This window comes from Pseudomonas koreensis, from assembly GCF_024169245.1.
Lineage (GTDB): Bacteria > Pseudomonadota > Gammaproteobacteria > Pseudomonadales > Pseudomonadaceae > Aquipseudomonas > Aquipseudomonas koreensis_F.
Window position 1 is genome coordinate 4020043 of sequence record NZ_JALJWP010000001.1, and the last position, 26980, is coordinate 4047022.

The 26980-nt window shown below is 60.8% G+C and carries 24 protein-coding genes and 2 riboswitches; of the genes, 17 read left to right on the forward strand and 7 right to left on the reverse strand.

All coding sequences use genetic code 11. The annotated features are described in order from the left end of the window. The first annotated feature begins 153 nt into the window (after window positions 1–153). Complete coding sequence (locus J2Y90_RS17870; protein WP_253501250.1) at window positions 154–2448, forward strand: fatty acid cis/trans isomerase; 2295 nt, start codon at window positions 154–156, stop codon at window positions 2446–2448. A 104-nt stretch (window positions 2449–2552) separates the two neighbouring features. After that, window positions 2553–3137, forward strand: a complete 585-nt coding sequence (gene nfuA, locus J2Y90_RS17875; RefSeq protein WP_003225494.1) for a Fe-S biogenesis protein NfuA — start codon at window positions 2553–2555, stop codon at window positions 3135–3137. Between the two features lie 117 nt (window positions 3138–3254). Here the strand turns inward: nfuA and cobM are convergent, their stop codons facing one another. The 4 genes from cobM to J2Y90_RS17895 all read right to left on the reverse strand — a co-directional run bounded on the left by cobM (window position 3255) and on the right by J2Y90_RS17895 (window position 5400). Next, a complete protein-coding gene (gene cobM / locus J2Y90_RS17880) occupies window positions 3255–4001 on the reverse strand; it encodes a precorrin-4 C(11)-methyltransferase (RefSeq protein ID WP_253501253.1) in 747 nt (248 codons plus the stop codon). Window positions 4002–4079: 78 nt separating this feature from the next. Next, the gene (locus J2Y90_RS17885) at window positions 4080–4493 is read right to left on the reverse strand and encodes a cobalamin biosynthesis protein (protein WP_253501256.1); all 414 of its coding nucleotides are present in this window, start codon (window positions 4491–4493) and stop codon (window positions 4080–4082) included. Further along, window positions 4490–5191: a CbtA family protein gene (locus tag J2Y90_RS17890; RefSeq protein ID WP_253501259.1), complete on the reverse strand. Its 702-nt coding sequence runs from the start codon at window positions 5189–5191 to the stop codon at window positions 4490–4492. The genes J2Y90_RS17885 and J2Y90_RS17890 overlap by 4 nt, the downstream gene beginning before the upstream one ends. A gap of 11 nt (window positions 5192–5202) precedes the next feature. Then, a complete protein-coding gene (locus J2Y90_RS17895) occupies window positions 5203–5400 on the reverse strand; it encodes a CbtB domain-containing protein (RefSeq protein ID WP_253501262.1) in 198 nt (65 codons plus the stop codon). Window positions 5401–5523: 123 nt separating this feature from the next. Then, window positions 5524–5743: riboswitch (cobalamin riboswitch) on the reverse strand. A gap of 805 nt (window positions 5744–6548) precedes the next feature. After that, window positions 6549–6760, forward strand: a riboswitch (cobalamin riboswitch). A 99-nt stretch (window positions 6761–6859) separates the two neighbouring features. On the opposite strand from J2Y90_RS17895, the gene cobW reads away from it, so the two are divergent. The 5 genes from cobW (at window position 6860) to J2Y90_RS17920 (ending at window position 15625) form a co-directional block, all read left to right on the forward strand. Next, the gene (gene cobW, locus J2Y90_RS17900; protein WP_253501265.1) at window positions 6860–7924 is read left to right on the forward strand and encodes a cobalamin biosynthesis protein CobW; all 1065 of its coding nucleotides are present in this window, start codon (window positions 6860–6862) and stop codon (window positions 7922–7924) included. 3 nt (window positions 7925–7927) lie between these two features. After that, complete coding sequence (cobN, locus tag J2Y90_RS17905) at window positions 7928–11776, forward strand: cobaltochelatase subunit CobN (protein ID WP_253501268.1); 3849 nt, start codon at window positions 7928–7930, stop codon at window positions 11774–11776. A gap of 219 nt (window positions 11777–11995) precedes the next feature. Continuing rightward, on the forward strand, window positions 11996–13006 hold the full coding sequence (locus J2Y90_RS17910) for an ATP-binding protein (protein ID WP_253501271.1): 1011 nt from the start codon (window positions 11996–11998) through the stop codon (window positions 13004–13006). Then, window positions 12922–13671, forward strand: coding sequence for a vWA domain-containing protein (locus tag J2Y90_RS17915; RefSeq protein WP_253501274.1), 750 nt, complete (start codon window positions 12922–12924; stop codon window positions 13669–13671). The genes J2Y90_RS17910 and J2Y90_RS17915 overlap by 85 nt, the downstream gene beginning before the upstream one ends. Before the next feature lie 394 nt (window positions 13672–14065). Continuing rightward, entirely contained in the window at window positions 14066–15625 is a 1560-nt protein-coding gene (locus J2Y90_RS17920) for a TerC family protein (RefSeq protein WP_253501277.1), read from the forward strand. A gap of 137 nt (window positions 15626–15762) precedes the next feature. Here the strand turns inward: J2Y90_RS17920 and J2Y90_RS17925 are convergent, their stop codons facing one another. Continuing rightward, on the reverse strand, window positions 15763–16194 hold the full coding sequence (locus J2Y90_RS17925) for a thioredoxin family protein (protein ID WP_253501280.1): 432 nt from the start codon (window positions 16192–16194) through the stop codon (window positions 15763–15765). Between the two features lie 248 nt (window positions 16195–16442). On the opposite strand from J2Y90_RS17925, the gene J2Y90_RS17930 reads away from it, so the two are divergent. From J2Y90_RS17930 to J2Y90_RS17975, 10 genes are all read left to right on the forward strand, one after another. Next, a complete protein-coding gene (locus tag J2Y90_RS17930; protein WP_039758605.1) occupies window positions 16443–16691 on the forward strand; it encodes a type II toxin-antitoxin system Phd/YefM family antitoxin in 249 nt (82 codons plus the stop codon). Then, the gene (locus J2Y90_RS17935) at window positions 16681–16962 is read left to right on the forward strand and encodes a type II toxin-antitoxin system RelE family toxin (protein WP_253501283.1); all 282 of its coding nucleotides are present in this window, start codon (window positions 16681–16683) and stop codon (window positions 16960–16962) included. The genes J2Y90_RS17930 and J2Y90_RS17935 overlap by 11 nt, the downstream gene beginning before the upstream one ends. Before the next feature lie 280 nt (window positions 16963–17242). Next, window positions 17243–18091, forward strand: a complete 849-nt coding sequence (locus J2Y90_RS17940) for a transporter substrate-binding domain-containing protein (RefSeq protein ID WP_253501287.1) — start codon at window positions 17243–17245, stop codon at window positions 18089–18091. 51 nt (window positions 18092–18142) lie between these two features. After that, window positions 18143–18805, forward strand: coding sequence for an amino acid ABC transporter permease (locus J2Y90_RS17945; protein ID WP_253501290.1), 663 nt, complete (start codon window positions 18143–18145; stop codon window positions 18803–18805). A 9-nt stretch (window positions 18806–18814) separates the two neighbouring features. Continuing rightward, window positions 18815–19477, forward strand: coding sequence for an amino acid ABC transporter permease (locus J2Y90_RS17950; RefSeq protein WP_253501293.1), 663 nt, complete (start codon window positions 18815–18817; stop codon window positions 19475–19477). Next, window positions 19474–20265, forward strand: a complete 792-nt coding sequence (locus tag J2Y90_RS17955) for an amino acid ABC transporter ATP-binding protein (protein ID WP_253501295.1) — start codon at window positions 19474–19476, stop codon at window positions 20263–20265. The genes J2Y90_RS17950 and J2Y90_RS17955 overlap by 4 nt, the downstream gene beginning before the upstream one ends. Before the next feature lie 31 nt (window positions 20266–20296). Then, entirely contained in the window at window positions 20297–20686 is a 390-nt protein-coding gene (locus J2Y90_RS17960) for a RidA family protein (RefSeq protein WP_016774497.1), read from the forward strand. 225 nt (window positions 20687–20911) lie between these two features. Next, window positions 20912–21676, forward strand: a complete 765-nt coding sequence (locus J2Y90_RS17965) for an IclR family transcriptional regulator (protein WP_253505224.1) — start codon at window positions 20912–20914, stop codon at window positions 21674–21676. A gap of 39 nt (window positions 21677–21715) precedes the next feature. Beyond that, complete coding sequence (locus J2Y90_RS17970) at window positions 21716–22930, forward strand: amino acid deaminase (RefSeq protein WP_253501297.1); 1215 nt, start codon at window positions 21716–21718, stop codon at window positions 22928–22930. Window positions 22931–23064: 134 nt separating this feature from the next. After that, window positions 23065–23988, forward strand: coding sequence for a sugar kinase (locus tag J2Y90_RS17975; protein WP_253501299.1), 924 nt, complete (start codon window positions 23065–23067; stop codon window positions 23986–23988). A gap of 114 nt (window positions 23989–24102) precedes the next feature. On the opposite strand, the gene J2Y90_RS17980 is transcribed toward J2Y90_RS17975, so the two are convergent. Both J2Y90_RS17980 and J2Y90_RS17985 read right to left on the reverse strand, forming a co-directional pair. After that, window positions 24103–24378 (reverse strand): peptidylprolyl isomerase, encoded by a 276-nt coding sequence (locus J2Y90_RS17980; RefSeq protein ID WP_007912322.1) that lies wholly within the window; start codon window positions 24376–24378, stop codon window positions 24103–24105. A 52-nt stretch (window positions 24379–24430) separates the two neighbouring features. Next, window positions 24431–26968 (reverse strand): PAS domain-containing hybrid sensor histidine kinase/response regulator, encoded by a 2538-nt coding sequence (locus J2Y90_RS17985; protein ID WP_253501302.1) that lies wholly within the window; start codon window positions 26966–26968, stop codon window positions 24431–24433. Between the last annotated feature and the right edge of the window lie 12 nt (window positions 26969–26980).

Consider the following 26980-nt stretch of genomic DNA (forward strand, 5'->3'; position numbering starts at 1 on the left):
GGACTACTCGAAAAGACCATTACGAAGGAGCGGGATCATAGCAAACCTGTGCGCTTTTAGAGCATGTGCCGCTTTTGCATGAATATCGCTCATGTTGGTACGAGCGTCATAACGGTAGAATCGCAGCCTTTTTTTACCATCGGGATCAGCAGCATGCCGTACCGCGTCATCAGTTTATTGTTGCTGGTCCTGAGCGGGAGCGTCGCGGCGCAAGATCCCGCTGTTTCTTCTTCTATCTCCTACAGCCGGGATATCCAACCGATCTTCACCGAGAAATGCGTGGCCTGCCATGCCTGCTACGACTCGGCGTGCCAGCTCAATCTGGGCAGTGGCGAAGGCGCCGGCCGTGGCGCGAGCAAGATGCCGGTGTATGACGGCGAACGCACCCGGGCCGCGCCGACTACGCGTTTGTTTTACGACGCGTTCGGCAAACGTGCGTGGCAGCAGAAGGATTTCTACTCGGTGCTCGACGCCCAGGGCAGTCAGGCCGCGCTGATGGCGCGCATGCTCGAACTGGGCCACAAGACACCGCTGACGCCGAACGCCAAGCTTCCCGAAGACATTGTCCTGGGGCTCAACCGCAGCAACCTGTGTCCGATGCCTGGCGAATTTGACGCTTACGCCGGAGCGCACCCGAAAGAGGGCATGCCGCTGGCCGTTACCGGCCTGACCGATCAGCAATATCAGACCCTGCAGCGCTGGCTGGCGTCTGGCGCGCCGATTGACGAGCAGAGCCTGGCACCGAGTGCGCAAGAGGCGCTGCAGATCGCGCAGTGGGAAAACCTGCTTAACGCCCCCGGCGCGCGGCAAAGTCTGGTCGGGCGCTGGCTGTTCGAACACTGGTATCTGGCCCACATCTACTTCAAGGGCGGCGAGCCGGGGCATTATTTCCAGTGGGTGCGTTCGCGTACGCCGAGTGGGCAGCCGATCGATCTGATCGCCACTCGCCGCCCCAACGACGACCCGGGCACGCAGGTGTATTACCGCTTGTGGCCGGTGCAGGGAGTGATCGTGCACAAGACGCACATCACTTATCCGCTGAGCGCGGCGAAAATGGCCCGGATCAAAAGCCTGTTCTACAACGGTAACTGGCAGGTCAACGCGCTGCCGGGCTACGGGCCACAGAGCCGCGCCAATCCATTTGCCACTTTCGAGGCCATTCCGGCGCAAGCGCGCTATCAGTTCATGCTCGATAACGCCGAATACTTCGTCCGTACTTTCATTCGCGGGCCGGTGTGCCGCGGGCAGATCGCGACCGACGTGATCCGCGACAACTTCTGGGCGCTGTTCCAGGCGCCGGAACATGACCTCTATATCACCGATCCGAACTACCGCGGCCAAGCCACGCCGCTGCTGGCGATGCCCGGGCAGAACGACGATGTCGGCAGCGTGCTGAGCCTGTGGCGCGACTATCGCGACAAGCGCAACGAATACGAAGCCCTGCGCCGCGACAGCTACGCCGATCTGCCGGCACCGAGCTGGTCGACCCTGTGGGCCGGCAACGACAACGCCTTGCTGAGCATCTTCCGCCACTTTGACAGCGCCTCGGTTACCAAGGGTTTGATCGGTGAGGTGCCACAGACGATGTGGCTGTTCGACTATCCGCTGCTGGAGCGCACCTATTACCAGCTCGCGGTCAACTTCGACGTGTTCGGCAACGTCTCCCATCAGGCGCAGACCCGTTTGTATTTCGACCTGATCCGCAACGGCGCAGAGCAGAACTTCCTGCGCCTGATGCCCGCCGACTCACGCGAGGATTACCTCAACGATTGGTACCAGGACGGCGGCCAGTTCAAGATGTGGCTCGATTACGAGGCGATCGACGACGATAAACCGACTGCGCTGAAACTCGAGGAAAAAGATCCGAAACGTGATTTCGCCTTCCAGTTGTTGACGCGCTACGGCGATCTGAATGCGCGGCCGGATCCGATCAATCGCTGTGACGGCGCTTATTGCTCGCGGCCGAACATCGATCCGGCGTTGCAGAACGCCGAGCAGGCCTTGAGTCGTCTGGCCTCGCGTCCGGCAGCCGGGCTGAAAGTCATCGAGCAAATGCCCGAAGCGACCTTGCTGCGCGTCGAAACCGCCAGCGGCAAGCGCGAGGTCTACAGCGTGCTGCGCAACCGCGCCCATAGCAACGTGGCGTTTTTGCTCGGTGAATCGCATCGTTATCAGCCGGGGCTCGACACCCTCACCATCTATCCGGGCGTACTCACCAGCTATCCGAACTTCATGTTCAATGTGCCGGCCGAGCAGGTTCCGGCGTTTGTCGATGCCATGGAAAACGCCAAAGACGCCAATCGCTTCGAGAACATCGTCGAACGCTGGGGCATTCGCCGCAGTCATCCGCAGTTCTGGTTGTATTTCCACGATCTGAGTCAGTACATCCACGAAACCGAACCGGAGGAAGAGGGCGTGCTGGATATGAATCGGTACGAGAATCTTTGAGTATTCGCAGGCGTGTGCCCGAGATTCTTTCCCGACAAAAATACTAGGACTTTGTCAGCCGCGCCGATTGGCGTAAACTGCGCCCAAGCCTGCGAGGAGTTTCCATGACCGCCATTACTATTACCGACGCCGCCCATGATTACCTGGCCGATCTGCTTTCCAAGCAGAACACCCCGGGCATCGGCATCCGCGTCTTTATCACCCAGCCTGGCACCCAGTACGCCGAAACCTGCATTGCCTACTGCAAGCCGGGGGAAGAAAAACCCGAAGATACGGCGCTGGGGCTGAAGAGCTTCACCGCGTACATCGATTCGTTCAGCGAAGCGTTTCTCGATGATGCCGTTGTCGACTACGCTACCGATCGCATGGGTGGTCAGTTGACCATCAAGGCGCCCAACGCCAAAGTGCCGATGGTCAATGCCGACAGCCCGGTCAACGAGCGCATCAATTACTACCTGCAAACCGAGATCAACCCGGGGCTGGCCAGCCACGGCGGCCAGGTCAGCCTGATCGATGTGGTTGAAGACGGCATCGCCGTTCTGCAATTCGGCGGCGGTTGCCAAGGCTGCGGCCAGGCGGACGTCACGCTAAAGGAAGGCATCGAGCGCACCTTGCTCGAGCGTATCCCGGAGCTCAAAGGCGTCCGCGACGTGACCGACCACACGCAGAAAGAAAACGCCTACTACTAAGGTGTTCACTGCGAACATGAAAAACGGCGCCCCGTGAGCGCCGTTTTTTATGGGCAACATTTTTGATCGTGCCCACGCTCTGCGTGGGTACGCAGCCCGGGACGCTCCGCGTTCCACTCACGGTCGATACAGATGCGCATGCCCGGCGCGATACAGCGATGACTCGCTGAACACCTCGCTGCCCAGCACCCGCCCGACCAGAATCAGCGCCGTGCGCCGAAAGCCCTTGGCCTCGACCTTCCCGGCAATGTCCGCCAGCGTCCCCACCACCCAATCCTGGTCCGGCCACGTCGCCCGGTGAATCACCGCGATCGGGCAATCCGCGCCGTAATGCGGCAGCAGTTCAACCAGTATCTTTTCCAGATGATTGACCCCCAGATGGATCGCCATCGTCGCGCGATGCTGCGCGAGGCTGGCGAGTTCTTCGCCTGCGGGCATCGGGGTCTTGTCGGCATAACGGGTCAGAATCACACTTTGCGAGATGTCTGGCAGGGTGAGTTCAGCACCGAGCAGCGCTGCGCATGCGGCTGTGGCAGTGACGCCAGGGATTATCTCGAAAGGAATGCTCAGCTCACGCAAATAGCGGATCTGCTCGCCAATCGCTCCGTACAGACCCGGATCGCCGGAATGCACGCGCGCGACATTCTGGCCTTTGGCATGGGCTGTCTTGATCACATCGATGATCTGTTCCAGATGCAGTTCAGCGCTATTGACCACGGTTTCAGCTTGGTGGCCTTCCAGCACTGCTGCCGGCACCAGCGAACCGGCGTAGATAATCACCGGGCAGGTGCGGATCAGGCGCAGGCCTTTGACAGTGATCAGTTCCGGGTCGCCGGGGCCGGCGCCGATGAAGTAGACGGTCATCGTTGAATCCTTGGTAAGAAGCGCAGCCGCACTGCAGATGAAGCGTGCTCATGATCGCTGGCGGGGATTATCGGGATTTTATGCAGCGCCGGCCAACGCCAGAGTGGCCTGGGCATATTTTTGCCGGGAGATCAGCAATTTTGCCGGCGCCTGAATCAGTTGCTCGGCCACGGCCAATGCGGCGCTTTCGGCGACGCCATAACAACCGGTGCGTTCGAAAGCGATCTGCGAATGATGGCTGAGGCGCGACTGGTAGACGGCCAGTTCGGCACTGCTGAAATACCGCAAGGGCAGGTTCAGCTGTGTGGCCAGTTCCAGCAGGCCCGGTTCGTCGCGCTTCAGATCGATAGTGGCCAATGCCTTGACCGCTCGAAGTTCGAGGCGATGCGCCTGCAGGGCCTGATCGAGTAACGCGCGCAGCGTGCTGGCCGGGCAGCCGCGCTGGCAGCCGAAGCCGACCACGAAGGTCGGCGCTGCGCGGTCATCGGTCATGCCTGATCGTGCCCTGCGCTCTTGCGGCGGAACAACCACGCACTGATCAGGCCCAAGGCCAGCCAGAACGCGACATTGGTCAACTGCGAAGCGATTTTGAATTGAGTTTCCAATGCTTCGGGCGCGAGCATGGCATGCACCTGTGGTTGTGGCGCACCGATCACATGGGGCACGGCGAGAATCGCCGCACCGAGGATCTTCATCAGCCAGTGACGGCTGAAGGCGATCAATGCCAGACCGACAGCGGTTGAAGCAGCGGTGCCAATCCACCAGATCTGCCGCGATGTCAGATCGGCGGCCGCCGTGCCCGGCAATTCAGGCGGCAGGCCCAGCGTCGGGGCGAGGACGAACGTGGCGTAACCGGCCAGCCCCCAGAGCAGCCCTTGCGAGGTTTTCGTTGGGGCACGCAGGGTGTAAAGGCCTGCGAGCATCAAGGCGAAGCCGACCGCCACCACCAGATTGCCACCGGTGGTCGAGACTACGCGCTGCCAGCCATCTTCCGGCTCCCACGCTTCAGCGTCATGGCTGTGGGCGGCGGTACCGGCGGTGTGTTCGTGAACTTCGGCGACTGGTGCGGAATTCTCAAAGGTTTCGGCCTGAAGAATCAGCGGTGAAACCCAGAAACTCTGCAAGAGTGTGAGTAGCAGGGCAGCCAGCAGGCCGGCGAAGCCTGCGGTTTGCGCAATACGCTTGATCATGTCGGCAGGCCTCAGTGGCACGGGAAGGCGGCGCTGTGGCGGGTATCGTGGGCGGCATTGTGCACTGCCTCGATGTGCGAGAAACCGGCGAACCAGACCAGGCTGGCACCAAGGATCGAGGCGAAGAGGGCGGCAGTCACGCGTTGGCCCAAGGTCGTGGTGCTGGAGATGTGGTCAGTGTGACTGACGGTATTGCTGATGATCGACATAGCGCTTCCCTCTGAAATGTCAGCGGGTGAATAGAGCGCATGAAAATCCCTGCGAGCCGCGCACGCAGGGATTTCGAACAGCGCCCGCCCACCGCGGGTTTGTTTGTGGTCAGCTACGCTTATGCGCGCTGGGTGTTGCGGGCCGGTCTCCGGGCTCGCGAGGGGTTGGCTTGTCGCCGACCTGCAAGCGTCACCTTCCCATGCCTGGGCACAGTGGCTTTGACGCTTCGCTCGCTTACCGTTGCGGGGGCAGCACCGGACTGACATGGCTTTTGAGTAAAGCACATGATTCACCGGTTTCCCGTTTCACCCTGTGAAGGGCACCCGTAACAAGGGGGGCAGGAGAACATGGGTTTGGGTTTTTAGTCAATTTTGGGGGGCAGATCCGTTGCTGCGGGTGTTGCTGATTACGGTTTCGCCCTTACGGCGAGGCACTTTTTCCAGACGCCGAAAAAGTACCCAAAAAGGCTTCGCCCTGACGTTCGGCCCGCTCGCTGGGGCTCGGGGTTCCTTCGCTGCGGGATCGATCCTGGCGCAGCGGCTCCGGTTTGCTTCGCTGCACCTACACTCGCTGTGTACGACTGCGTCGTACGGTCGCTGCGCTCCCACGCCCGGATCAATCCCTCCACTCAGCCTGCCGACGGGCTCTGAGATCAAGATCAAAAGCTACTCGAGCTTGCGCTCATTGTGTTGAGTGGTGAAGAGCGTGCGCTTGGCTTGAGTTTTGTATTGGATTCGCCCCTCACCCCAGCCCTCTCCCTCCGGGAGAGGGCTAGGGTGAGGGGCTGTTGATCTGGCTTTTGCTTTTGCTTTGCTTTGGCTCTTGATCTTTTGCCCCTTCGGCAGGCTTCGTTACGGGATTGATCCGGGCGTGGGAGCGCAGCGACCGTACGACGCAGTCGTACACAGCGGAAGGAGGTGCAGCGAAGCAAACCGGAGCCGCTGCGCCCGGATCGGTCCCGTAACGAAGGTACCCCGAGCCCCAGCGAGCGGGCCGTACGCCGGGGCAAAGCCTTTTGGGTCACCTTTTCGGCGTTTGGAAAAGGTGACTCGCTGTAAGAGCGAAACCGCCAGCGGCAGCACCCGCAGCAATGGATATGCCTCCAATCCCAAGACTCAACACCCATTGACCCACGACAGACCCATGCGTAGCCTTGCGCTTTCGAGGTTCTTCGGCACGCGCCGAAGCTAAGAAGGGAACGCGGTCAAAGCCGCGGCTGCCCCCGCAACTGTGAACGGTGAGGTTCGTTGCCACGCCACTGCCAGCTCAGCCAATGAGCCAGCGGGAAGGCGCAACGAATGCCAGGCCCCGCGCCTGAACACCGTCAGCCAGGAGACCTGCCTCGTCACAGATTCTCACTACAACCGGGCGGGGTGATCCGGTGGCGAATGCTTCCGGCGCGTACCTGCGCTGCCGGTTCTCGTCCCGTATGCCCGCCGCTTGCCAAAGGGCATACCGATGAAAACACTGGCCAAACTCCCCGTCACCATCGTCACCGGTTTCCTCGGTTCGGGCAAAACCACGCTGCTGCGACACATGCTCGACAACGCGCAGGGCCGGCGCATCGCGGTGATCGTCAACGAGTTTGGCGAGCTGGGTATCGACGGTGAAATTCTCAAGCAATGCACCATCGGTTGCACCGAAGAAGAAGCCAGCGGCCGCGTCTACGAGTTGGCCAATGGCTGCCTGTGCTGCACGGTGCAGGAAGAATTCTTTCCGGTAATGCGCGAACTGGTCGCCCGTCGCGGCGACCTCGATCACATCCTTATCGAAACCTCCGGCCTGGCCCTGCCCAAGCCGTTGGTGCAAGCCTTCCAGTGGCCGGAAATCCGCAGTGCCTGCACCGTCGATTCGGTGATTACCGTGGTCGACAGTCCGGCCGTCGCCGCTGGCACGTTCGCCGCGTTCCCGGATCAGGTCGATGCCCAGCGCAAACTCGATCCGAACCTTGATCACGAATCGCCACTGCACGAGCTGTTCGCCGATCAACTGGCCAGCGCCGATCTGGTTATCCTCAACAAGGCCGACCAGACCAGCCCGGAAGATCTGGCTCGCGTGCGCGCTGAAGTCGCCGAAGAACTGCCGCCAGCGGTAAAAATCATCGAAGCCAGCAACGGTCGTTTGCCGCTGGATGTGTTGATCGGTCTGGGCGCCGGCTCCGAGGAACACATCGATGGTCGCCACAGCCATCACGATCACCACCATGACGGCGATGACGACGACCACGATCACGATGCCTTCGATTCGATCTCCATCGAACTGCCGCAAGCCGACGAAAGCCTGCTGCTCGACGCACTGACGCAATTGGTGGTGCAGCACGGCATCCTCCGTGTGAAAGGTTTTGCAGCGATTCCGAACAAGCCGATGCGCCTGTTGATCCAGGGTGTGGGCACGCGTTTCGACAAGCATTTCGACCGCCAATGGGGCGCCGAAGAAGCGCGTGTCACGCGTCTGGTGTTGATCGGTCAGGAGCTCGATGCCGTGCAGCTCGAAACGCAATTGCGCGCTGCGCTCAGCGTTTAAGCCATGCACCTGCTCAGGACCCAGCCCGGCGGATTCGTCTCGGATGACAACATTGCCGACCTTGGCCAAACCCCCGCCGAGCTGGTGATCCTGTGCAGCGGCGATTCCAGCCTGGCGCTGCTCGCCGAAGCTGCGCAGCAATTGCCGGAGGATTATCCGAGCCTGCGTCTGGCCAACCCGATGCAGGTGCAGAATCACGCGTCGGTCGATCTGTACGTGGACGAAGTGCTGCGCCACGCCAAGGTCATTCTGATCTCGCTGCACGGCGGCATCGCCTATTGGCGCTATGGCGTCGAGCGGCTGGTCGAGTTGTCCGAACGCGGCGTGCAACTGATTCTGGTGCCCGGCGATGACCGTCCGGATCCCGAGCTCAGCGACTTGAGTACGGTCAGCGCCCAGGCACGCGATCGACTCTGGCAGTTCCTGCGTCAGGGCGGCATGGGCAATGCGCTGGATTTTTTCCGCTGCCTGGGCAACCAATGGTTCGCTCGTGATTACCCATGGAGCGAGCCGCAGACCCTCCCGCGCACGGCGATTTATCACCCACAGAAAAACAGCGCCGCCCTGAGTGACTGGCAAGCCGAATGGCTGCCCGATCAACCGGTGGCGGCGCTGTTGTTTTATCGCTCGCACTTGCAAGCGGCGAACACCGCGTTCATCGATGTGTTCTGCCAGCGTTTGCAGGCGGCCGGGCTCAATCCGCTGCCGATCGCCGTGGCCAGTCTGAAAGAACCTGGCTGCCTGTCGGTGGTCGAGGACTGGCTGGATGAGGTCGAGGCCGGGGTGATTCTCAACACCACTGGTTTTGCCCAGTCCAGCCCCGAAGCGCCGCATCTGCGCCCGTTTCGCCGCAACATTCCGGTGATCCAGGCAATCTGCGCCCAGGACAACGAGCCCGGTTGGCGCGACAGTGAACAGGGCCTCGGGCCGCGGGATCTGGCGATGCACATTGCTCTGCCGGAACTCGACGGACGTATCATCAGCCGGCCGATCAGCTTCAAGGATCTGGCCTGGCGCAGCGAGCGCAGTCAGTCCGATGTGGTCTGCTACCGCGCCCAGCCCGGACGCATGGATTTCGTCGCCGAACTGGCGCGGCGCTGGATCGATCTGGCGCGAGTGCCGAATGGCGAAAAACGCATCGCCCTGATCCTCGCCAACTACCCGACTCGCGACGGCCGCATCGGCAACGGTGTTGGCCTCGATACGCCGGCAGCGGCGCTGAACATCCTGCGCGCATTGCGCGACCACGGTTATCCGATCACTGCCGAGTTACCCGACAGCGGCACCGAGCTGATCCAGCAACTGCTCGGCGGTGTCAGCAACGACCTCGACAGTCTCGACCTGCGCCCGTGCCAGCAGAGCCTGGCGATGGACGATTACCTGGCGATGTTCAACGCGCTGCCGGAAGCGAATCGCGCTGCGGTGCTTGAACGTTGGGGATCGCCACACAATGATCCGATGTGCCGCGACGGTCGCCTGATGATCGCCGGGCTGCGCTTCGGTCTGACTTTCGTCGGCATCCAGCCGGCACGCGGTTATCAGGTCGATCCGAGCGCGGTGTATCACGACCCGGATCTGGTGCCGCCGCACGGCTATCTGGCGTTCTATTTCTGGTTGCGCGAAACCTACGGCGCTCACGGCGTAATCCATGTCGGCAAGCACGGCAACCTCGAATGGCTGCCGGGCAAAGGCGTCGGCCTTTCCGATAATTGCTGGCCGGACGCGCTGCTCGGGCCGCTGCCGAATATCTATCCGTTTATCGTCAACGATCCGGGCGAGGGCGCCCAGGCCAAACGCCGCACGCAAGCGGTGATCATCGACCACTTGATGCCGCCACTGACTCGCGCGGAAACCTATGGTCCGCTGCGCAATCTCGAGTTGCTCGCCGACGAATATTACGAGGCGCAACTGCTCGATCCGCGCCGTGCTCGCGAGTTGCAGCGCGACATTCTGCAACTGGTGCGTGACACGCAAATCGACCGCGAATTGCAGTTGGATGCTGCGCTGGACAGCGACGCTGATGCGGCGATCTGGCTGCCGCGTCTGGATACTTATCTGTGCGATCTGAAGGAGTCGCAGATTCGCGATGGGTTGCACATCTTTGGCGAATCACCCAGCGGGCGCTTGCGGATTGACACGTTGCTGGCGCTGTTGCGGATTCCGCGCGGCGACGGTAAGGGCGCGCAGTCGAGCCTGTTGCGGGCGCTGGCCATGGCGTTTGAATTGGGCTTCGATCCGCTGGATTGCACATTGGCCGATCCGTGGAACGGCCCGCGACCGAGCGAGTTGCAGACGATCAGCGATGAACTGTGGCGTACCACCGGCGACACCCGCGAACGCCTCGAACTATTTGCCGTACACCTGATCTCCCAAACACTGCAAACCCCCTGTAGGAGTGAGCCTGCTCGCGATAGCGGTGTGTCATTCAAAACCGAATTGCCTGACCTGGCGCCATCGCGAGCAGGCTCGCTCCCACAGGGATCGGGGTGGTCTGATGTAAATGCAATCATCCAGTCCCTGCGCGAAGTCGTCGCCCCACGCCTCGACGCTTGCGGGCCGGCGGAAATGCGCGGTCTGCTCGACGCCCTCGGCGGTCGATTCGTCCCGGCCGGCCCCAGCGGTGCACCCAGCCGTGGCCGCCTCGACGTGCTGCCCACCGGGCGCAACTTCTACTCGGTCGACGTGCGCAACCTGCCGACCACCACCGCGTGGCGCATCGGATTCCAGTCGGCCACGCTGATTCTCGAGCGACACCTGCAGGATCATGGCGACCACCTGCGCCAGCTCGGCCTGTCCGTCTGGGGCACCGCGACCATGCGCACCGGCGGCGATGACATTGCCCAGGCGATGGCGCTGATGGGCGTGCGTCCGGTCTGGGCCACGGGCAGCCAGCGCGTGGATGATTTCGAGATCCTGCCGCTGAGTCTGCTCGATCGCCCAAGGGTCGACGTGACGCTGCGGGTTTCGGGCTTTTTCCGTGATGCGTTCGCCAACCTCATCCGCCTGTTCGACGCCGCCGTGCAAGCGGTGGCCGCGCTGGACGAACCGGATGACTTGAATCCACTGGCCGCCAAAGTGCGTGCCGAGCGCGAAGCGCTGTTGCAGGCGGGCGTCGATGAGGACACCGCGCGGCGTCAGGCCGGATGGCGAATCTTCGGTGCCAAGCCGGGTGCTTACGGCGCTGGTGTGCAAGGCGCGATCGACGGACGTCTGTGGCGGACCCGCGAAGACCTCGCCGAGGTTTACCTGAACTGGGGCGCCTACGCTTACGGTGGCGCTGATGAAGGCACGGCTGCCCGCGAGCAATTCAGCCAGCGCCTGAGCCAGGTGCAGGCAGTGCTGCAAAATCAGGACAACCGCGAGCATGACCTGCTCGACTCCAACGATTACTACCAGTTTCAGGGCGGCATGCTCGCGGCGGTGGAAAGCCTGCGCGGCGAGGCAGCAGCCAGTTATCACGGCGATCACAGCCAGCCCGATCTGCCGAAGATCCGTACCTTGAAGGAAGAGCTGAACCGCGTAGTGCGCTCGCGGGCGGCGAATCCGAAGTGGATCGACGGGGTCAAGCGTCACGGCTATAAAGGCGCGTTCGAACTGGCGGCGACCGTTGATAATCTGTTCGCCTTCGATGCGACGACGCAGTTGATCGATGATCATCAATACGCGTTGCTGGCGGATGCCTATTTGCTCGATCCGGCGACGCGGGATTTTGTTCGTGAGCATAATCCCCATGCGCTGCGCGACATGACCGAACGCATGCTCGAGGCGCAGCAGCGCGGGATGTGGCAGGAGCCGGGGGCTTATAAAGAGGCGCTGGAGAATTTGCTGTTGGATATCGAGGAAGATATGTAGGCGCTGAAAAGCTACCCTCACCCCAGCCCTCTCCCGGAGGGAGAGGGAGCCGATCTTTAGCGCTGTTGAAATTTGCATGGACCCGATACATCAGGTCGACAGAACTCGAGAGAACACCACGGTCGGTTCCCTCTCCCTCTGGGAGAGGGCTAGGGTGAGGGCGACAATTGACACACCGCAATCTAAAAAGCACCCACGACCACGAAAGAGAAAACCCAAATGACCGACACCCCGCATTTCCCGCTCTCCGCCGTGGTCGGCGCCGATGACCTGAAACTCGCTCTGTGCCTGACCGCCATCGACCCGAAAATCGGTGGCGTGCTCATCGAAGGGCCACGCGGCATGGCCAAGTCGACACTGGCCCGGGGCGTGGCGGATCTGCTCGCCAGCGGCCAATTCGTCACCTTGCCACTGGGCGCCACTGAAGAGCGGCTGGTCGGCACCCTCGACCTCGATGCCGCCCTCAGCGGCGGTCGCGCGCAGTTTTCCCCCGGAGTATTGGCCAAGGCTGACGGTGGCGTGCTCTACGTCGATGAGGTCAATCTGTTGCCCGATCATTTGGTCGACCTGCTGCTCGATGTTGCCGCAAGCGGCACCAATGTGATCGAGCGCGACGGCATTTCCCACCGGCACTCGGCGAAGTTCGTGCTGATCGGCACCATGAACCCGGAGGAGGGCGAGCTGCGCCCGCAACTGCTTGATCGATTCGGCTTGAATGTCGCCCTCAGCGGCCATACCGCGCCGACCGAGCGCGGGCAGATCATTCGCCGACGGCTGGATTTTGACAGCGATCCGCAGGCGTTCTGCGCGCAGTGGGAAACCGAGCAACACGCCTTGCGGTCGCGCTGTGAAACCGCCCGGAACCTGTTGGTGAAAATCCCCTTGGACGATACGGCACTGGCGCTTATTACCGAGCGTTGTTTCGCCGCTGGCGTCGATGGCTTGCGCGCCGATCTGGTGTGGTTGCGCGCGGCCCGCGCGCATGCCGCGTGGCGTGGCGCGGATGCTATTGCCGAGCTGGACATCGATGCCGTGGCTGAATTTGCCTTGCGCCATCGCCGTCGCGAACAACCTTCGGCCAACGCTGAGTCGCCTGCGCCACCGCCGTCAGGTGCAGAGAGCCAACCCGGGGAAGGGCAGGGCCAATGGGGCGAAATGCCGGCCACCGCGCAAGTTACCGGTGCCCGCCGCGAAGTACCAAGCTGGCCGCCACTGGCAAAAAAGCCCTAGGCATTCGCCCCCGATCCGATGCGGGGGCGAATGCCAGACCCCGCGCCGGACAGCTCGATGATGGCCGTCAAGGGCAACGGCAGGCGGCGAGCGGCGGTGCGGTGAACTGGCCCGGCACGTTGCTCAACGGTCGTCCGCAACGTCGCGCTGATCTGCTGTTTCAGCAGCGCACCCGCTCACCACATGAGGTCTGGTTGGTGATCGTCGATGCGTCGGCCTCGACCCGGCGCCATCAGGCCTTGAGCGATGCCAAGGGCTTGCTCGCGCAGATGTTCGACGACGCCTATCGCCAGCGCGCGCGGCTAGCCTTGCTGACAGCCAGTGGCATCGCGCCGGAGTGGCAGGTGCAAGGCTTGAAGGCCTCAACCGGCCTGCGCGTCTGGCTCGACGGCCTGGGCGCCGGTGGCGGCACGCCGTTGCTCGCTGCGTTGGAGCAGGCGCAACAATGGCTGACGATGCGGCGCAAGCGCTTTCCGGCTGAGTTGCAGCGCTGCCTGGTCGTGACCGACGGTCGCTTGAAAGAACTGTCGGGATTGCCGGTGCTCGCGTGTCCTGGATTGCTCATCGACATCGAGCGCGGGCCGATTCGACTGGGCCGGGCGATGGAACTGGCGAGCGCGCTGCAAGCGCAATATCGGCATATCGATGAGTTGATTTCCCTCTGATATTTTCTGTGTTTGGTCGGGCTTCATCGCGAGCAGGCTCACTCCTACATTTGGAATGCGTTCCCCTGTAGGAGGAGTGAGCCTGCTCGCGATGAGGCCCGCACAATCAACACATCTGTCCAGACTGTACAGATTTTGAAATGATTTGCCTCTGTAGGAAATGTTCCCGAAGCCTGTACGCTCCAGGGCCATTTTCAATTCAGGATTTACATGAACACCCTCTCGGAGCCTCCCAGTCAGCATTCTCCAGCGCGCCTTCGTGCGGTCTTGATCCATTCGCAGCATCCCGTCTTCCGACTCCCGACCATGGTTGATAACGCAGCTCTCGAGCTTGCGCGTTGCACTTTGCCGTGTCCGGCAGCCTGAATTCACCGAATAGAGATCGAGACGTTTTATGGAATGGTTAGCGGATCCCACGGCCTGGTTAGGCCTGTTGACTCTGATCGTGCTGGAACTGGTGCTGGGTATCGACAACCTGGTGTTCATCGCAATCCTGGCCGACAAACTGCCGCCGCATCAGCGTGATCGCGCGCGCATCATCGGTCTGTCGCTGGCGCTGATCATGCGTCTGGGCCTGTTGGCGAGTATTTCCTGGCTGGTCACGCTGACGCAGCCGTTGTTCGAGGTGTTCGACAAGAGCTTCTCCGGGCGTGACCTGATCATGCTGTTCGGTGGTGTGTTCCTGCTGTTCAAGGCCACCATGGAGTTGCATGAACGCCTCGAAGGCCACGTCGGCGAGCGTTCGACCAACAACGCCTATGCGCTGTTCTGGCCAATCGTGGCGCAGATCGTGGTGCTCGACGCGGTGTTCTCGCTCGATGCGGTGATTACCGCCGTGGGCATGGTCGATGAACTGGCGGTGATGATGATCGCCGTGATCATTTCCATCGGCCTGATGATCGTCGCCAGCAAGCCGTTGACCCGTTTCGTCAACGCGCACCCGACCGTGATCATGCTGTGTCTGGGCTTCCTGATGATGATCGGTTTTGCCCTGACTGCAGAAGGTCTGGGTTTCCACATCCCGAAAGGTTATCTGTACGCCGCGATCGGGTTCTCGATCCTCATCGAAGTGTTCAACCAGATCGCCCGGGCACGCCGCAAACGCTCGATGCAGGGCTTGCGTCCGCTGCGTGAGCGCACCGCCCATGCGGTAATGCGCTTGCTCGGCGGGCGCAAACTCGCAGTGGAGGAGGTCGGTGAGGAGATTTCCGATTTGCTCGACAACGGTGAAGCGCCGATCGCCGAACTGTTCGACCGCCGTGAGCGGGTGATGATCAGCGGCGTGCTGCAACTGGCCGAGCGGCCGATTCGCCACCTCATGACGGTGCGCGCCGATGTCGATCTGATCGACCTGGCCGATGATGCCGAAACCATTCGCACGAAGTTGATGCATTCGTCCTACTCGCGCTTGCCGTTGATTCGTGATGGCGCAGTGGACGAGCCGCTGGGCTTTGTACACAAGAAGGAATTGCTCAAGGGGTATCTGGCCGGCAACGAGCCGAACCTTGAGCATCTGGTCCGCAAGACCCTCAATCTGCTCGACAGTTATTCGATCCTCAATGCGCTGGAGCAAATGCGCGCGGCCTCGACGCACATTGCTTTCGTGGTCAACGAGTTTGGTGACTTCGTTGGTGTGCTGACCATGACCGACATCCTCGAGTCGATCGCCGGCGAGTTACCCGATGCCAGCGAAATCGAAGGCCCGGACGTGATCGAAGAGCGTGGTGGGTTTCTGGTCAGCGGCGCGTTGCCCTTGGCACGAGTGCGCCAGCGCACCGGCTTCGGCGCTGAGCCCACCGAGGACTATCAGACCATGGCGGGGTTGGTCATGAGTCTTCTGGATCGCTTGCCGATGACCGGCGATCAACTGGAATACGAAGGCTGGCAACTGACCGTCAAAGCGGTTGAAGAGCGGCGGGTGACGCGGGTGCTGCTGGAGCGTGCTGCCGCGTAATACTTGAGCTCTCTACAGGCGGTGCCGGCCTCTTCGCGAGCAAGCTCGCTCCCACATTGGAACGCGTTTCAAATGTGGGAGCGAGCTTGCTCGCGAATGCGATCTGGCAGGCACTTCACATCCCTGGTGAAGCTCGTTCAGAACATCCTCCCTGGGCGTGCACGTGGGACGGTGCGCAAAGTACGGAGCGTCTGACGCAACCAAGCCAGATCATGCGTTCGTTTGCGCGCGGCAACGGGCGCCTTGGTCTTGCCGATATGCGCGGCGAAATCCCGTGCCAGAGTTTCTTCAGTCCCAATACCTTTGAGTTTTTTTATCAGCCTGCCGCCCTTGTAGAAGAGCACCGTCGGCGTGGCGGTCACGTTTGGGTGTCTGGGCGACTGGCTGGTGTCGAGCACGTAGATGTTGGCACGCAATCTATATGGCTCGGCAATCCGCCGAAAAATCGGCCCCGCCCATTCGCACGCGGGGCAGTGATCATTTGCGAAATACAGGATGACCGGGCGCCAGGTTTTCAGGGCCTTGCGGTAAACCGGTGCCAGCGAAAAAGTTGTGTTTGATGCGTTCATCGAATGGTCCTTTTTCAACGAGCGGAAGGTTTGCTGACGTTAAAGGAGCATGCGGGTCGGGGTCTACTGTCAGAAATTACAGGTGAGCTGCTTAACCACGGGATTAATCCCACAAAAACGCCAGAGAGCGCCGACAACCAATACAGGAACCTCACAAGAAAGCGCGTGATAGCCTCCATACATCAAGCCGAGCGTCACTTGGAGTGCTATTTTGAGCACCAACCAGAGCACTTCAAGGAGCACAGTTCATGACGCACATCGTTCTTTCTCATGTCGTAGCGAGTATTTCCGAATTGAAAAAAAATCCTATGGGTACCGTGGCTGCTGGTGGAGGCCGGTCAGTGGCGATCCTTAATCGAAACGAACCGGCTTTTTATTGCGTGCCCGCCAAAGAATACGAGGCAATGATGGAGCGCCTTGAGGATCTGGAGCTGATCGCCCTCTGTAAGGAGCGAGAAAACGATCCGACCATCAAGGTATCCATTGATGACCTATGAGCTGGAGTTTTCTGTTAAGGCCTGGAGAGAGTGGGGGAAACTCGGGTCGGACCTCAGGGAGCAGTTCAAAAACAAACTTTTGGAGAGGCTGGCAAATCCGCATGTTCCAGCGGCTCGCCTGAAAGGGTTGAGTAACGCCTATAAAATCAAGCTTCGAAGCGCTGGATATCGGTTGGTCTATCGGGTAAGGGATGAGGTGCTGATCGTTACGGTGATAGCGGTCGGGAAACGGCAGGGTGGTGATGTTTACAGGCAGGCTCTGAAACGCTGACACCGGTCTTGCTCAACTGTAACCCTGATTCGCACCATGACGACGCCATCTGACCCAATTTGGGAACGGTTTACCCCTTCTTCAACGATCGCCAGAAACCTCCTGAGTGCTGGATCGGACCAAGCAATTGCTCTGCAAGTCCATATCTGCTTGATAACCAAAGCATTCTACGCAACTACAGATTTCTCCTGATTCCTGTGGCACACTTTCTGCTGTCTATTCCGTAGTAACAAACCGTGTTCCGGTATAGCGGAATAAACACAATTCTGGAGTGCTTGCCATGCATCGCCGTCCTTCGTTATTCAAAGCGTGTGTTTTTGTTCTTGCAGCTTCTTCTTCGCTCGTCGGCCTGGCCCAGGCTGCCGACAGCAAGCTCGACAGTGTTCTGGCCCGTGGCAAGTTGATCGTGGGTACCGGCAGCACCAACGCGCCGTGGCACTTTCAGGGTGCGGACGGCAAGTTGCAGGGGTTTGATATCGACATTGCCAGGATGGTGGCCAAGGGCTTGTTCAACGACCCGAACAAAGTTGAGTTCGTGGTGCAGTCGTCCGATGCGCGGATCCCCAACCTGCTGACCGACAAGGTCGACATGAGCTGCCAGTTCATCACCGTCACCGCCAGCCGAGCCCAGCAAGTGGCATTCACTCTGCCGTACTACCGCGAAGGCGTCGGCCTGCTGTTGCCGAACAACAGCAAGTACAAGGAAATCGAAGACCTGCAGGCGGCGGGCGATGACGTCACCGTGGCGGTGCTGCAGAACGTGTACGCCGAAGAATTGGTGCATCAGGCATTGCCCAAGGCCAAGGTCGATCAGTACGACAGTGTTGACCTGATGTATCAGGCGGTGAATTCCGGCCGCGCCGATGCCGCCGCCACCGATCAGTCGTCGGTCAAATACCTGATGGTGCAGAACCCCGGCCGCTACCGCAGCCCGAGCTATGCCTGGAGTCCGCAGACTTACGCCTGCGCAGTCAAACGTGGCGATCAGGACTGGCTGAACTTCGTCAACACCGCGCTGCATGAAGCCATGACCGGTGTTGAATTCCCGACCTACGCCGCTTCCTTCAAGCAATGGTTCGGCGTGGATCTGCCATCTCCAGCCATCGGTTTCCCAGTCGAATTCAAATGATCCCGTGAGAGTGGGGCGACTCACATCGCCCCGCTCAAGGTACTGCTGACCATGAATTATCAGTTGAACTTTGCCGCCGTGTGGCGCGATTTCGACACCTTGCTGGCGGGGCTCGGGCTGGGCTTGCAGTTGGCGCTGTTGTCGATCGCCATCGGCTGCGTGATCGGCCTGCTGATGGCGTTTGCCTTGCTGTCGAAGCATCGCGCCTTGCGGGTGCTGGCCTCGGTGTACGTTACGGTAGTGCGTAACACGCCGATCCTGGTGTTGATTCTGTTGATCTACTTTGCACTGCCAAGCCTGGGGATTCGTCTGGACAAGATCCCCTCGTTCATCATCACGCTCTCGTTGTATGCCGGTGCGTACCTGACCGAAGTGTTCCGTGGCGGCTTGCTGAGCATCCCCAAAGGGCAGCGCGAAGCCGGGCTGGCGATCGGTCTTGGCGAGTGGCAGGTCAAGGCCTACGTCACCGTGCCCGTGATGCTGCGCAACGTCTTGCCAGCCTTGTCGAACAACTTCATTTCGCTGTTCAAGGACACTTCGCTGGCCGCTGCGATTGCAGTGCCGGAGCTGACTTATTACGCGCGCAAGATCAACGTCGAAAGCTACCGGGTGATCGAAACCTGGCTGGTGACCACGGCGTTGTATGTCGCGGCCTGTTACCTCATTGCCATGTTGCTGCGTTATCTCGAGCAGCGTCTGGCGATCCGCCGATAGGAGGCTGCGATGTATCAATCTCCCAGTTGGTTGCATGAATTGTGGCTCGCCCGCGAGCCGTTGTGGCAGGGCTTTCTGATCAGTGTGCAAGTCTCGGCGCTGGCCATTGTGCTGGGCACCATGCTCGGTGTGGTTGCCGGTCTGGTACTGACTTACGGCAAATTCTGGATGCGCGCGCCGTTCCGCGTTTACGTCGATCTGATTCGCGGCACGCCAGTGTTTGTACTGGTGCTGGCCTGCTTTTACATGGCGCCGGCGCTCGGTTGGCAGATCAGCGCGTTTCAGGCCGGTGCCCTCGGCCTCACGCTGTTCTGCGGCTCGCACGTCGCCGAAATCGTCCGTGGCGCGCTGCAAGCCCTGCCGTGTGGGCAGATGGAGGCGGGCAAAGCCATCGGCCTGACGTTCTACCAATCCCTCGGCTACGTCCTGTTGCCTCAGGCGCTGCGGCAGATCCTGCCAACCTGGGTCAACTCGTCCACCGAAATCGTCAAAGCCTCGACTTTGCTTTCGGTGATCGGCGTCGCCGAACTGCTGCTCAGCACGCAACAGATCATCGCCCGGAACTTCATGACCCTGGAGTTCTACCTGTTCGCCGGTTTTCTGTTCTTCGTCATCAACTACGGCATCGAATTACTCGGCCGGCACATTGAAAAGCGGGTGGCCCTGCCATGACTCAAGCTCAAGTTGCTTCACAGGATCAGGCGCTGCTGGACATTCGCGGCCTGCACAAACAGTACGGCGCGGTGGAAGTGCTCAAGGGTGTCGACCTGAGCATGCAGCGCGGCAACGTCGTCACCCTGATCGGTTCCAGCGGTTCGGGTAAAACTACGTTGCTGCGGTGCGTGAACATGCTCGAAGAATTCCAGGGCGGGCAGATCCTGCTCGACGGCGAATCCATCGGCTACGCCGAGGTCAACGGCAAACGCGTGCGGCACCCTGAAAAAGTGATTGCCCGCCATCGCGCGATGACCGGCATGGCCTTCCAGCAGTTCAACCTGTTTCCGCACCTGACCGCGTTGCAGAACGTCACGTTGGGCCTGCTCAAGGTGAAGAAAATGCCCAAGGACGAAGCCGTGGTACTCGCTGAAAAATGGCTGGAGCGCGTCGGGCTGCTGGAGCGGCGCAATCACTTTCCCGGTCAGTTGTCCGGTGGTCAGCAACAGCGCGTGGCGATTGCCCGGGCGATTGCGATGAACCCGAGCCTGATGCTCTTCGACGAAGTCACCTCGGCACTCGATCCGGAACTGGTCGGCGAAGTGCTCAACGTGATCAAGGGCCTGGCCGAAGACGGCATGACCATGTTGCTGGTCACCCATGAAATGCGTTTTGCCTTCGAGGTCTCGGACAAGATCGTTTTCATGAATCAGGGGCGGATCGAAGAGCAGGGGCCTCCCAAGGAACTGTTCGAACGCCCGCAATCGCCGCGTCTGGCTGAATTTCTCAAGAGCACGCGGTTTTGAATCTGCACTTTAGCAATCAGGAGAAACACCCATGAGCATTACGCGTTACGGCACCGGCAGCACCGCCGCCGGCGGCCAGCCTCGTCCATTTGCCCGCGCTGTTGAAGCGGATGGCTGGCTGCATGTGTCCGGCCAGGTACCGGCGGTGGATGGCGAGATTATCGTTGGCGGCATCGTCGAGCAGACCCACCAGACCATGAAGAACCTGATCGCGATTCTCGAAGAGGCCGGTTATGGCCTTGAGGACGTGGTCCGTGCCGGTGTGTGGCTGGATGATCCACGGGATTTCAGCAGCTTCAACAAAGTTTTCGCCGAGTATTTCAAACCCGAACACGCCCCGGCCCGGGCGTGTGTGCAGGCGAGCATGATGGTGGATTGCAAGGTTGAGATTGACTGCATCGCGTACAAGAAGAAGGCTTGAAAATCGCTGCGTTGCTTAGGCCGCAGCCCCTCACCCTAACCCTCTCCCAAGGGAGAGGGGACCGATCTGTATCGATGCGGATTTTGCGTATGACGCTTACATTTACATCGATACGGTCAGGCTCCCTCTCCCTCTGGGAGAGGGCGGGGGGTGAGGGCGGCAATGTCACTGACACGGAACCAAGGGCCAGTTACCATCCGGCGACTTTGAATGGAAACCACTGAAATGACCGAAGACACCATCAAACGCCGGGCACGCGGTCTGGACCGGGCGTTCGATATCCTCGATTTTCTCAAGGAAATCGGCCAGCCCCTGCGCCCCAACGACATCGCCAACGGCATCGGCAGTCCGAAATCCACGGTCTACGAACTGGTCGCCTCCTTGCTGGAACGGCGGATTCTGGAGCCGGTGGGCAAGGACGGCTACGTCTATCTGGGCCGCCAGTTGTACTTCCTCGGTCAGGCCCATCTGCGTCATTTCGATCTCAGCCGCGAGGCCGATCAGGCCTTGCAGGAGATCGTCAGCCAGACCCGCGAAACCGCACAGATGTGCCTGCTCAACGGGCGTAAATACACGGTGGCGTTGATGAAGGAGGGTGAGCGGCATTTCCGCATCTCCTCCGACATCGGTGAGAACGCGCCGATCCCGTGGACCGCCTCCGGGCGCCTGCTGCTCGCGCATTTGAGCGATCAGCAGATCATGGACCTGATCGACGAGGACGACTACATCCTGCCCGACGGCGAGCGCCTGCCACTGGAACGCTTTCTGGCAGAGATTCGTCAGGCCGGCATCGATGGCTTCTTCTCCTTCGACAGCGTCGCCGACACCTTCACCCATTGCTTCGCCGCGCCGGTCAAAGATCCGCAGGGCGTGGCGATTTGTACCCTGTGCATCGTCGCCCCGCGCGCCGATGCAAAGAACAATTACAACGACTATCGCCGGGTGTTGATCGAGAGCGCCAACAGCCTCGCCCGGCGTATCAACGAATAACCGCGGCTGCCTGCGGCCGCGACTGTGAGGAATTCGACCATGACGACTGCCATCAATCCTGCTGTGGAAAAGGGCGATGCCGCCATCGGCGCGCAACTGACCCGCGACGTCAGCCTGCCGGCGCTGGTGCTGCACCGCGAGGCGCTGGAACACAACATTCGCTGGATGCAGAAATTTGTCAGCGACAGCGGCGCAGAACTGGCGCCCCACGGCAAAACCAGCATGACCCCAGCGTTGTTCAAACGACAGCTCGACGCGGGCGCCTGGGGTATCACTCTCGCCAGCGCCACCCAGACCCGCGCCGCTTACGCTCACGGCGTGCGCCGGGTGTTGATGGCCAATCAACTGGTCGGCACGCCGAACATGGCGTTGATTGCCAATCTGCTCGCCGATCCGACGTTCGATTTCTATTGCATGGTCGATCACCCGGACAACGTCGCCGACCTCGGGGCTTACTTCGCGTCCCGTGGGGTCAGGCTCAACGTGATGATCGAATACGGCGTGGTCGGCGGGCGCTGCGGGTGCCGCAGCGAGCAGGAAGTCATCGAGCTGGCCAAGGCCATCGATGCGCAACCGGCACTGGCCCTGACCGGTATCGAAGGTTATGAGGGCGTGATCCACGGCGATCACGCGGTCAGCGGCATTCGCGAGTTTGCCGCGTCGCTTGTGCGTCTGGCGGTGCAATTGCAAGACAGCGGCGCGTTCGCCATTGCTAAGCCGATCATCACTGCGTCGGGTTCGGCGTGGTACGACCTGATTGCCGAATCCTTCGAAACGCAGAACGCCGCTGGCCGTTTCCTCAGCGTGTTGCGCCCGGGCAGTTACGTGGCTCATGACCATGGCATTTACAAAGAAGCGCAATGCTGCGTGCTCGAGCGTCGCAGCGATCTGCACGAGGGCCTGCGCCCGGCGCTGGAAGTCTGGGCTCACGTGCAGTCGTTGCCGGAGCCGGGTTTTGCGGTGATCGCCCTGGGCAAGCGCGACGTCGCCTTCGACGCCGGTTTGCCGGTGCCGCTGTTGCGCTACAAGGCCGGCGTGGTGCCGGCGGTGGGGGATGATGTCGGTGCATGCGAGGTCACGGCGGTGATGGATCAGCATGCATTCATGACCGTGGCGCCGGGCGTTGAATTGCGCGTCGGCGACATCATTTCCTTTGGTACTTCGCATCCGTGCCTGACCTTTGACAAATGGCGGGTGGGGCTGCTGGTGGATGAGCAGTTGGCGGTCATCGAGACCATGGAAACTTGCTTCTAAGGCTTGAGACCGAGGCGCGGCAGCGATTCGCGAGCAGGCTCGCTCCCACAAGGGCAATGAGTTCCATTGTGGGAGCGAGCCTGCTCGCGAAGACGCCAGAACGGCCACCACCGAACCACCCGAGATCCCATCCGATGAAAATCCTCCGCAACACCCCGCGCATCGCCCTCATCGGCGAATGCATGATCGAACTGCAGCAACGCGCCGATGGCAGTCTGCAGCAAAGCTTCGGTGGCGATACCCTCAATACCGCGGTGTACCTGTCCCGTGCGATGGCCGACAAGGCGCAGGTCGATTACGTCACGGCGCTGGGCGATGACAGTTTCAGCGACGCCATGTGCAAGATCTGGCGCAGCGAAGGCATCGGCCTTGATCTTGTGCAGCGCTTGCCCGGACGACTGCCCGGTTTGTACTGCATCCAGACCGACGCAAACGGCGAACGTCGCTTTCTGTACTGGCGTAACGAAGCGGCCGTGCGCGATTGCTTTACGACCCCTGCGGCCGAGCCAATCCTCGCGGCACTGCCGGATTACGACGTGCTGTATTTCAGCGGCATCACCCTCGCCGTACTCGGCATGCAAGGCCGCGCCCGCCTGATCAAGACGTTGAGCGAAGCCCGGCAGCGTGATGCGCGCATCGTCTTCGACAACAACTACCGCCCACGCCTGTGGGCTTCGGTCGAAGAAGCGCGCGCGGCGTATCGCAGTGTGTTGCCGTATGTCGATCTGGCGTTGTTGACGGTGGATGACGAACAGGCGCTGTACGGCTTTGCCGATGCGCAAGAAGTATTTGCCGCTTACGCGCAGTTCGGCACGCCGGAAGTGGTGCTCAAACGCGGCGCCGAGGCGTGTCTGATTCGGTGTCAGGGAGAGGCGTTTGAAGTGCCGGCGCACAAGGTCGACAAGGTAGTCGACACCACGGCGGCGGGGGATTCGTTCAGCGCGGCGTACCTGGCCAGACGATTGCTCGGCGGCAGTCCGGCAGAGGCGGCGCAGGCGGGGCATGAGTTGGCGAGTCGCGTGATACAGGTGCCTGGAGCACTGATCCCCCGAAATTGAAATGCAATTCCTGTAGGAGCTGCCGAAGGCTGCGATCTTTTGATCTGGATCCGCAAAAGCAAGATCAACAGATCGCAGCCTCGTTGCACTCGTCAGCTCCTACAGGGTCAGCGATCAATCCCGGTAAAACACCTGCACCAGGTGATAACCAAACTTGCTCTTGATCGGCCCGTGCACGGTCCGCAGCGGTTTCTTGAAAATTACCGCATCAATTGCACCGACCATTTGCCCCGGCCGCACCTCACCCAGGTCTCCGCCGCGCTTGCCGGACGGGCAGGTCGAGAACTTCTTCGCCAGCACATCGAACGCTTCGCCCTTGGCGATGCGCTGTTTGAGTTGTTCGGCCTCTTCGGCGGTTTTCACCAGAATGTGGCGGGCTTGGGCTTTCATTGTGCAGTACCTGATAACGGGGTGACGGCTGGGCGCGCGATTATGCCTCAAGTCACGAGATCGGGTTAATCAGCTTGCGGATCTTGCTTGCCAGCACTTCCAGCACGAAAGGCTTGGCAACCATGTCCATGCCTTCTTCGAGAAAACCCTGACGTTCGGCAGCAATTTGCGCGTAGCCGGTCATGAACAGCACTTTCAAACCAGGCCTGTGCTGACGGGCGATCTCTGCCAACTGACGACCGTTCATGCCGGGCAGCCCGACGTCTGTGACCAGCAGATCGACGCGTTGCACGGACTCGAGCACGGGCAGGGCGGTCTTGGCGTTTTCCGCTTCGAAGGTGTTGTAGCCCAGTTCCTTGAGCAGATCGAGGACCAGCATGCGCACCGCCGGGTCATCCTCGACCACGATGGCGGTTTCGCCCGAAGATGAAGCAGCAATCGGTTCGGCTTTCTCCACAGATGAAGTTTCCGGCGTCGGTTCAAGCAAGCGCGGCAAGTACAGGCGCACGCAAGTGCCTTGTCCCGGTACGCTGTCGAGGCTGACGTGGCCGCCGGACTGCTGGGCGAAACCGTAAATCATCGACAGCCCCAGCCCGGTACCCTGGCCGATGGGTTTGGTGGTGAAGAACGGATCGAAAGCCTTGGAGCGGATTGACGGCGTCATGCCGGTGCCGTTGTCGCTGACCGCGAGCATCACATATTCCCCGGCCTTCACCGGCTCGAGAATGGTGACCTCGCTGCTGTCGAGGTAAACGTTGGCAGTCTGGATCAGCAATACGCCGCCCTCCGGCATCGCATCGCGGGCGTTGATCACCAGATTGAGCAAGGCATTTTCCAGCTGACTGACGTCGGTACTCACCGGCCACAGGTCGTCCGGCAGGCGCAGTTGCAGGTCGATCGGATCGCCCTTGGTGCGACGGATCAGATCTTCCAGCGAATGCACCAGTTCGTTGACGTTCAGTTGTTTGCGATCCAGCGACTGGCGCCGCGAGAACGCCAGCAAGCGATGGGTCAGCGCCGCCGCGCGATTGGCCGATGACACCGCCGCTTCGGCAAAACGACCGATTTCCTCGGCGCGACCGTTGGCGATGTAGCGCTGCATAAGGTCGAGACTGCCGATGATGCCGGTGAGCATGTTGTTGAAGTCATGGGCGATGCCACCGGTGAGCTGGCCGACCGCTTCCATTTTCTGCGCATGGCGCAGGGCGTCTTCGGCGCGCTCGCGTTCGAACATCTCGTTCTGCAAGCGCTGGTTGGCCTGGGCCAGTTGCTCGGTGCGCGCGCTGACGCGTTCTTCCAGGGTTTCGTTGAGATTGCGCAGGGCTTCTTCGGTTTTCTTGCGCTCGGTTTCGTCGATTACGAAGATGTAGAAGCCGTTCACTGCGCCATCCGCGCCATGACGCGGCAGATAATTCATCAAAGCGTGACGGGTGCTGCCGTCGCGGTGCGGCGTGTACAGGCTGAACGAACAGGAACGCCCGGCCAGTGCCTCGGCGATATACGGTGCGCGCAGGAAGTACGCTTCTTCGCCAATGACTTCACGAATCGTGCGCCCGTACAACTCCTGCGGCGTAAGGCCGTACCAGTCGAGATAAGCCGCGTTGTTCAAGCGGAACCGTTCTTCGGCGTCGACATAGCTGATCAGAATCGGCATGGCGTTGATGATCAACTGCAATTCGGTCTGGCTCTGCCGTAACGCCTGTTCCGTGTGTTTACGCTCGGTCAGATCCAGCGCGGCGCCGAGAAAACGCATGGGGCGTCCGTGGTGATCCTTGTAGCAACGACCCCGGGCAAAAACCCAGCGAACCTGGCCATCGGCTTGCAACAAACGGTATTCCTCGGCGTATTCGGTGCCGTGGGTGATGCAGTGCTTGATCCCGCGCGCCACCATGGCGCGGTCTTCGGGGTGCACACCGTGCAGGTAGTCGCTGATCGGTAACTGGCCGGCCCTGGCGGGATCGACACCGTGCAATTCGGCGAAATGCGCATCGGCGATAAAACGGTCTTCGCCGATGTCCCAGTCCCAGGTGCCGACTGCGTCGGTCGCGGCGAGGGCCAGTTGCAGACGCTCTTCGGACTGGCGCTGGGCCTTGAGACTTTCCTCGGAGCGGCGTTGCAATTCCAGGGCAATGCGTCGGCGTTCGTTGGTTTCGATGGCGGTAATCAGAATTCCCGCCACCTGTGCGGTTTCATCGCGAATCGGGCTATAGGTCAGATCCAGCCAGAAATCGGTTTTCTTGCCGTCACGTTGTACGCTGAAACGCTGCTCGCTGAAGCTGCGGACCTGCCCCTGCAGCACCGCCTGGTAAATCGGTTCGGAAAAACCCCGCACTTCCGGCCAGACCTTATGCGTCGGCTGTCCGAATGCCTCCGGATGCTTGCTGCCAGCGAGCAGGGCGAAACCATTGTTGTAGATCTGCGTCAGCTCAGGGCCCCATAACAGCAGCATCGGCATCGGCGAATGAATCACGATATCCACTGCGGTGCGCAGGCTCTGCGGCCAGGTGCCGGCAGCGCCCAGCGGGCTGCGGCTCCAGTCGGTGCGGGCAATCAGGGCCTGGGTGTCATCGGGGGTGGGTACAGCGTTCATACGTCAATCCTG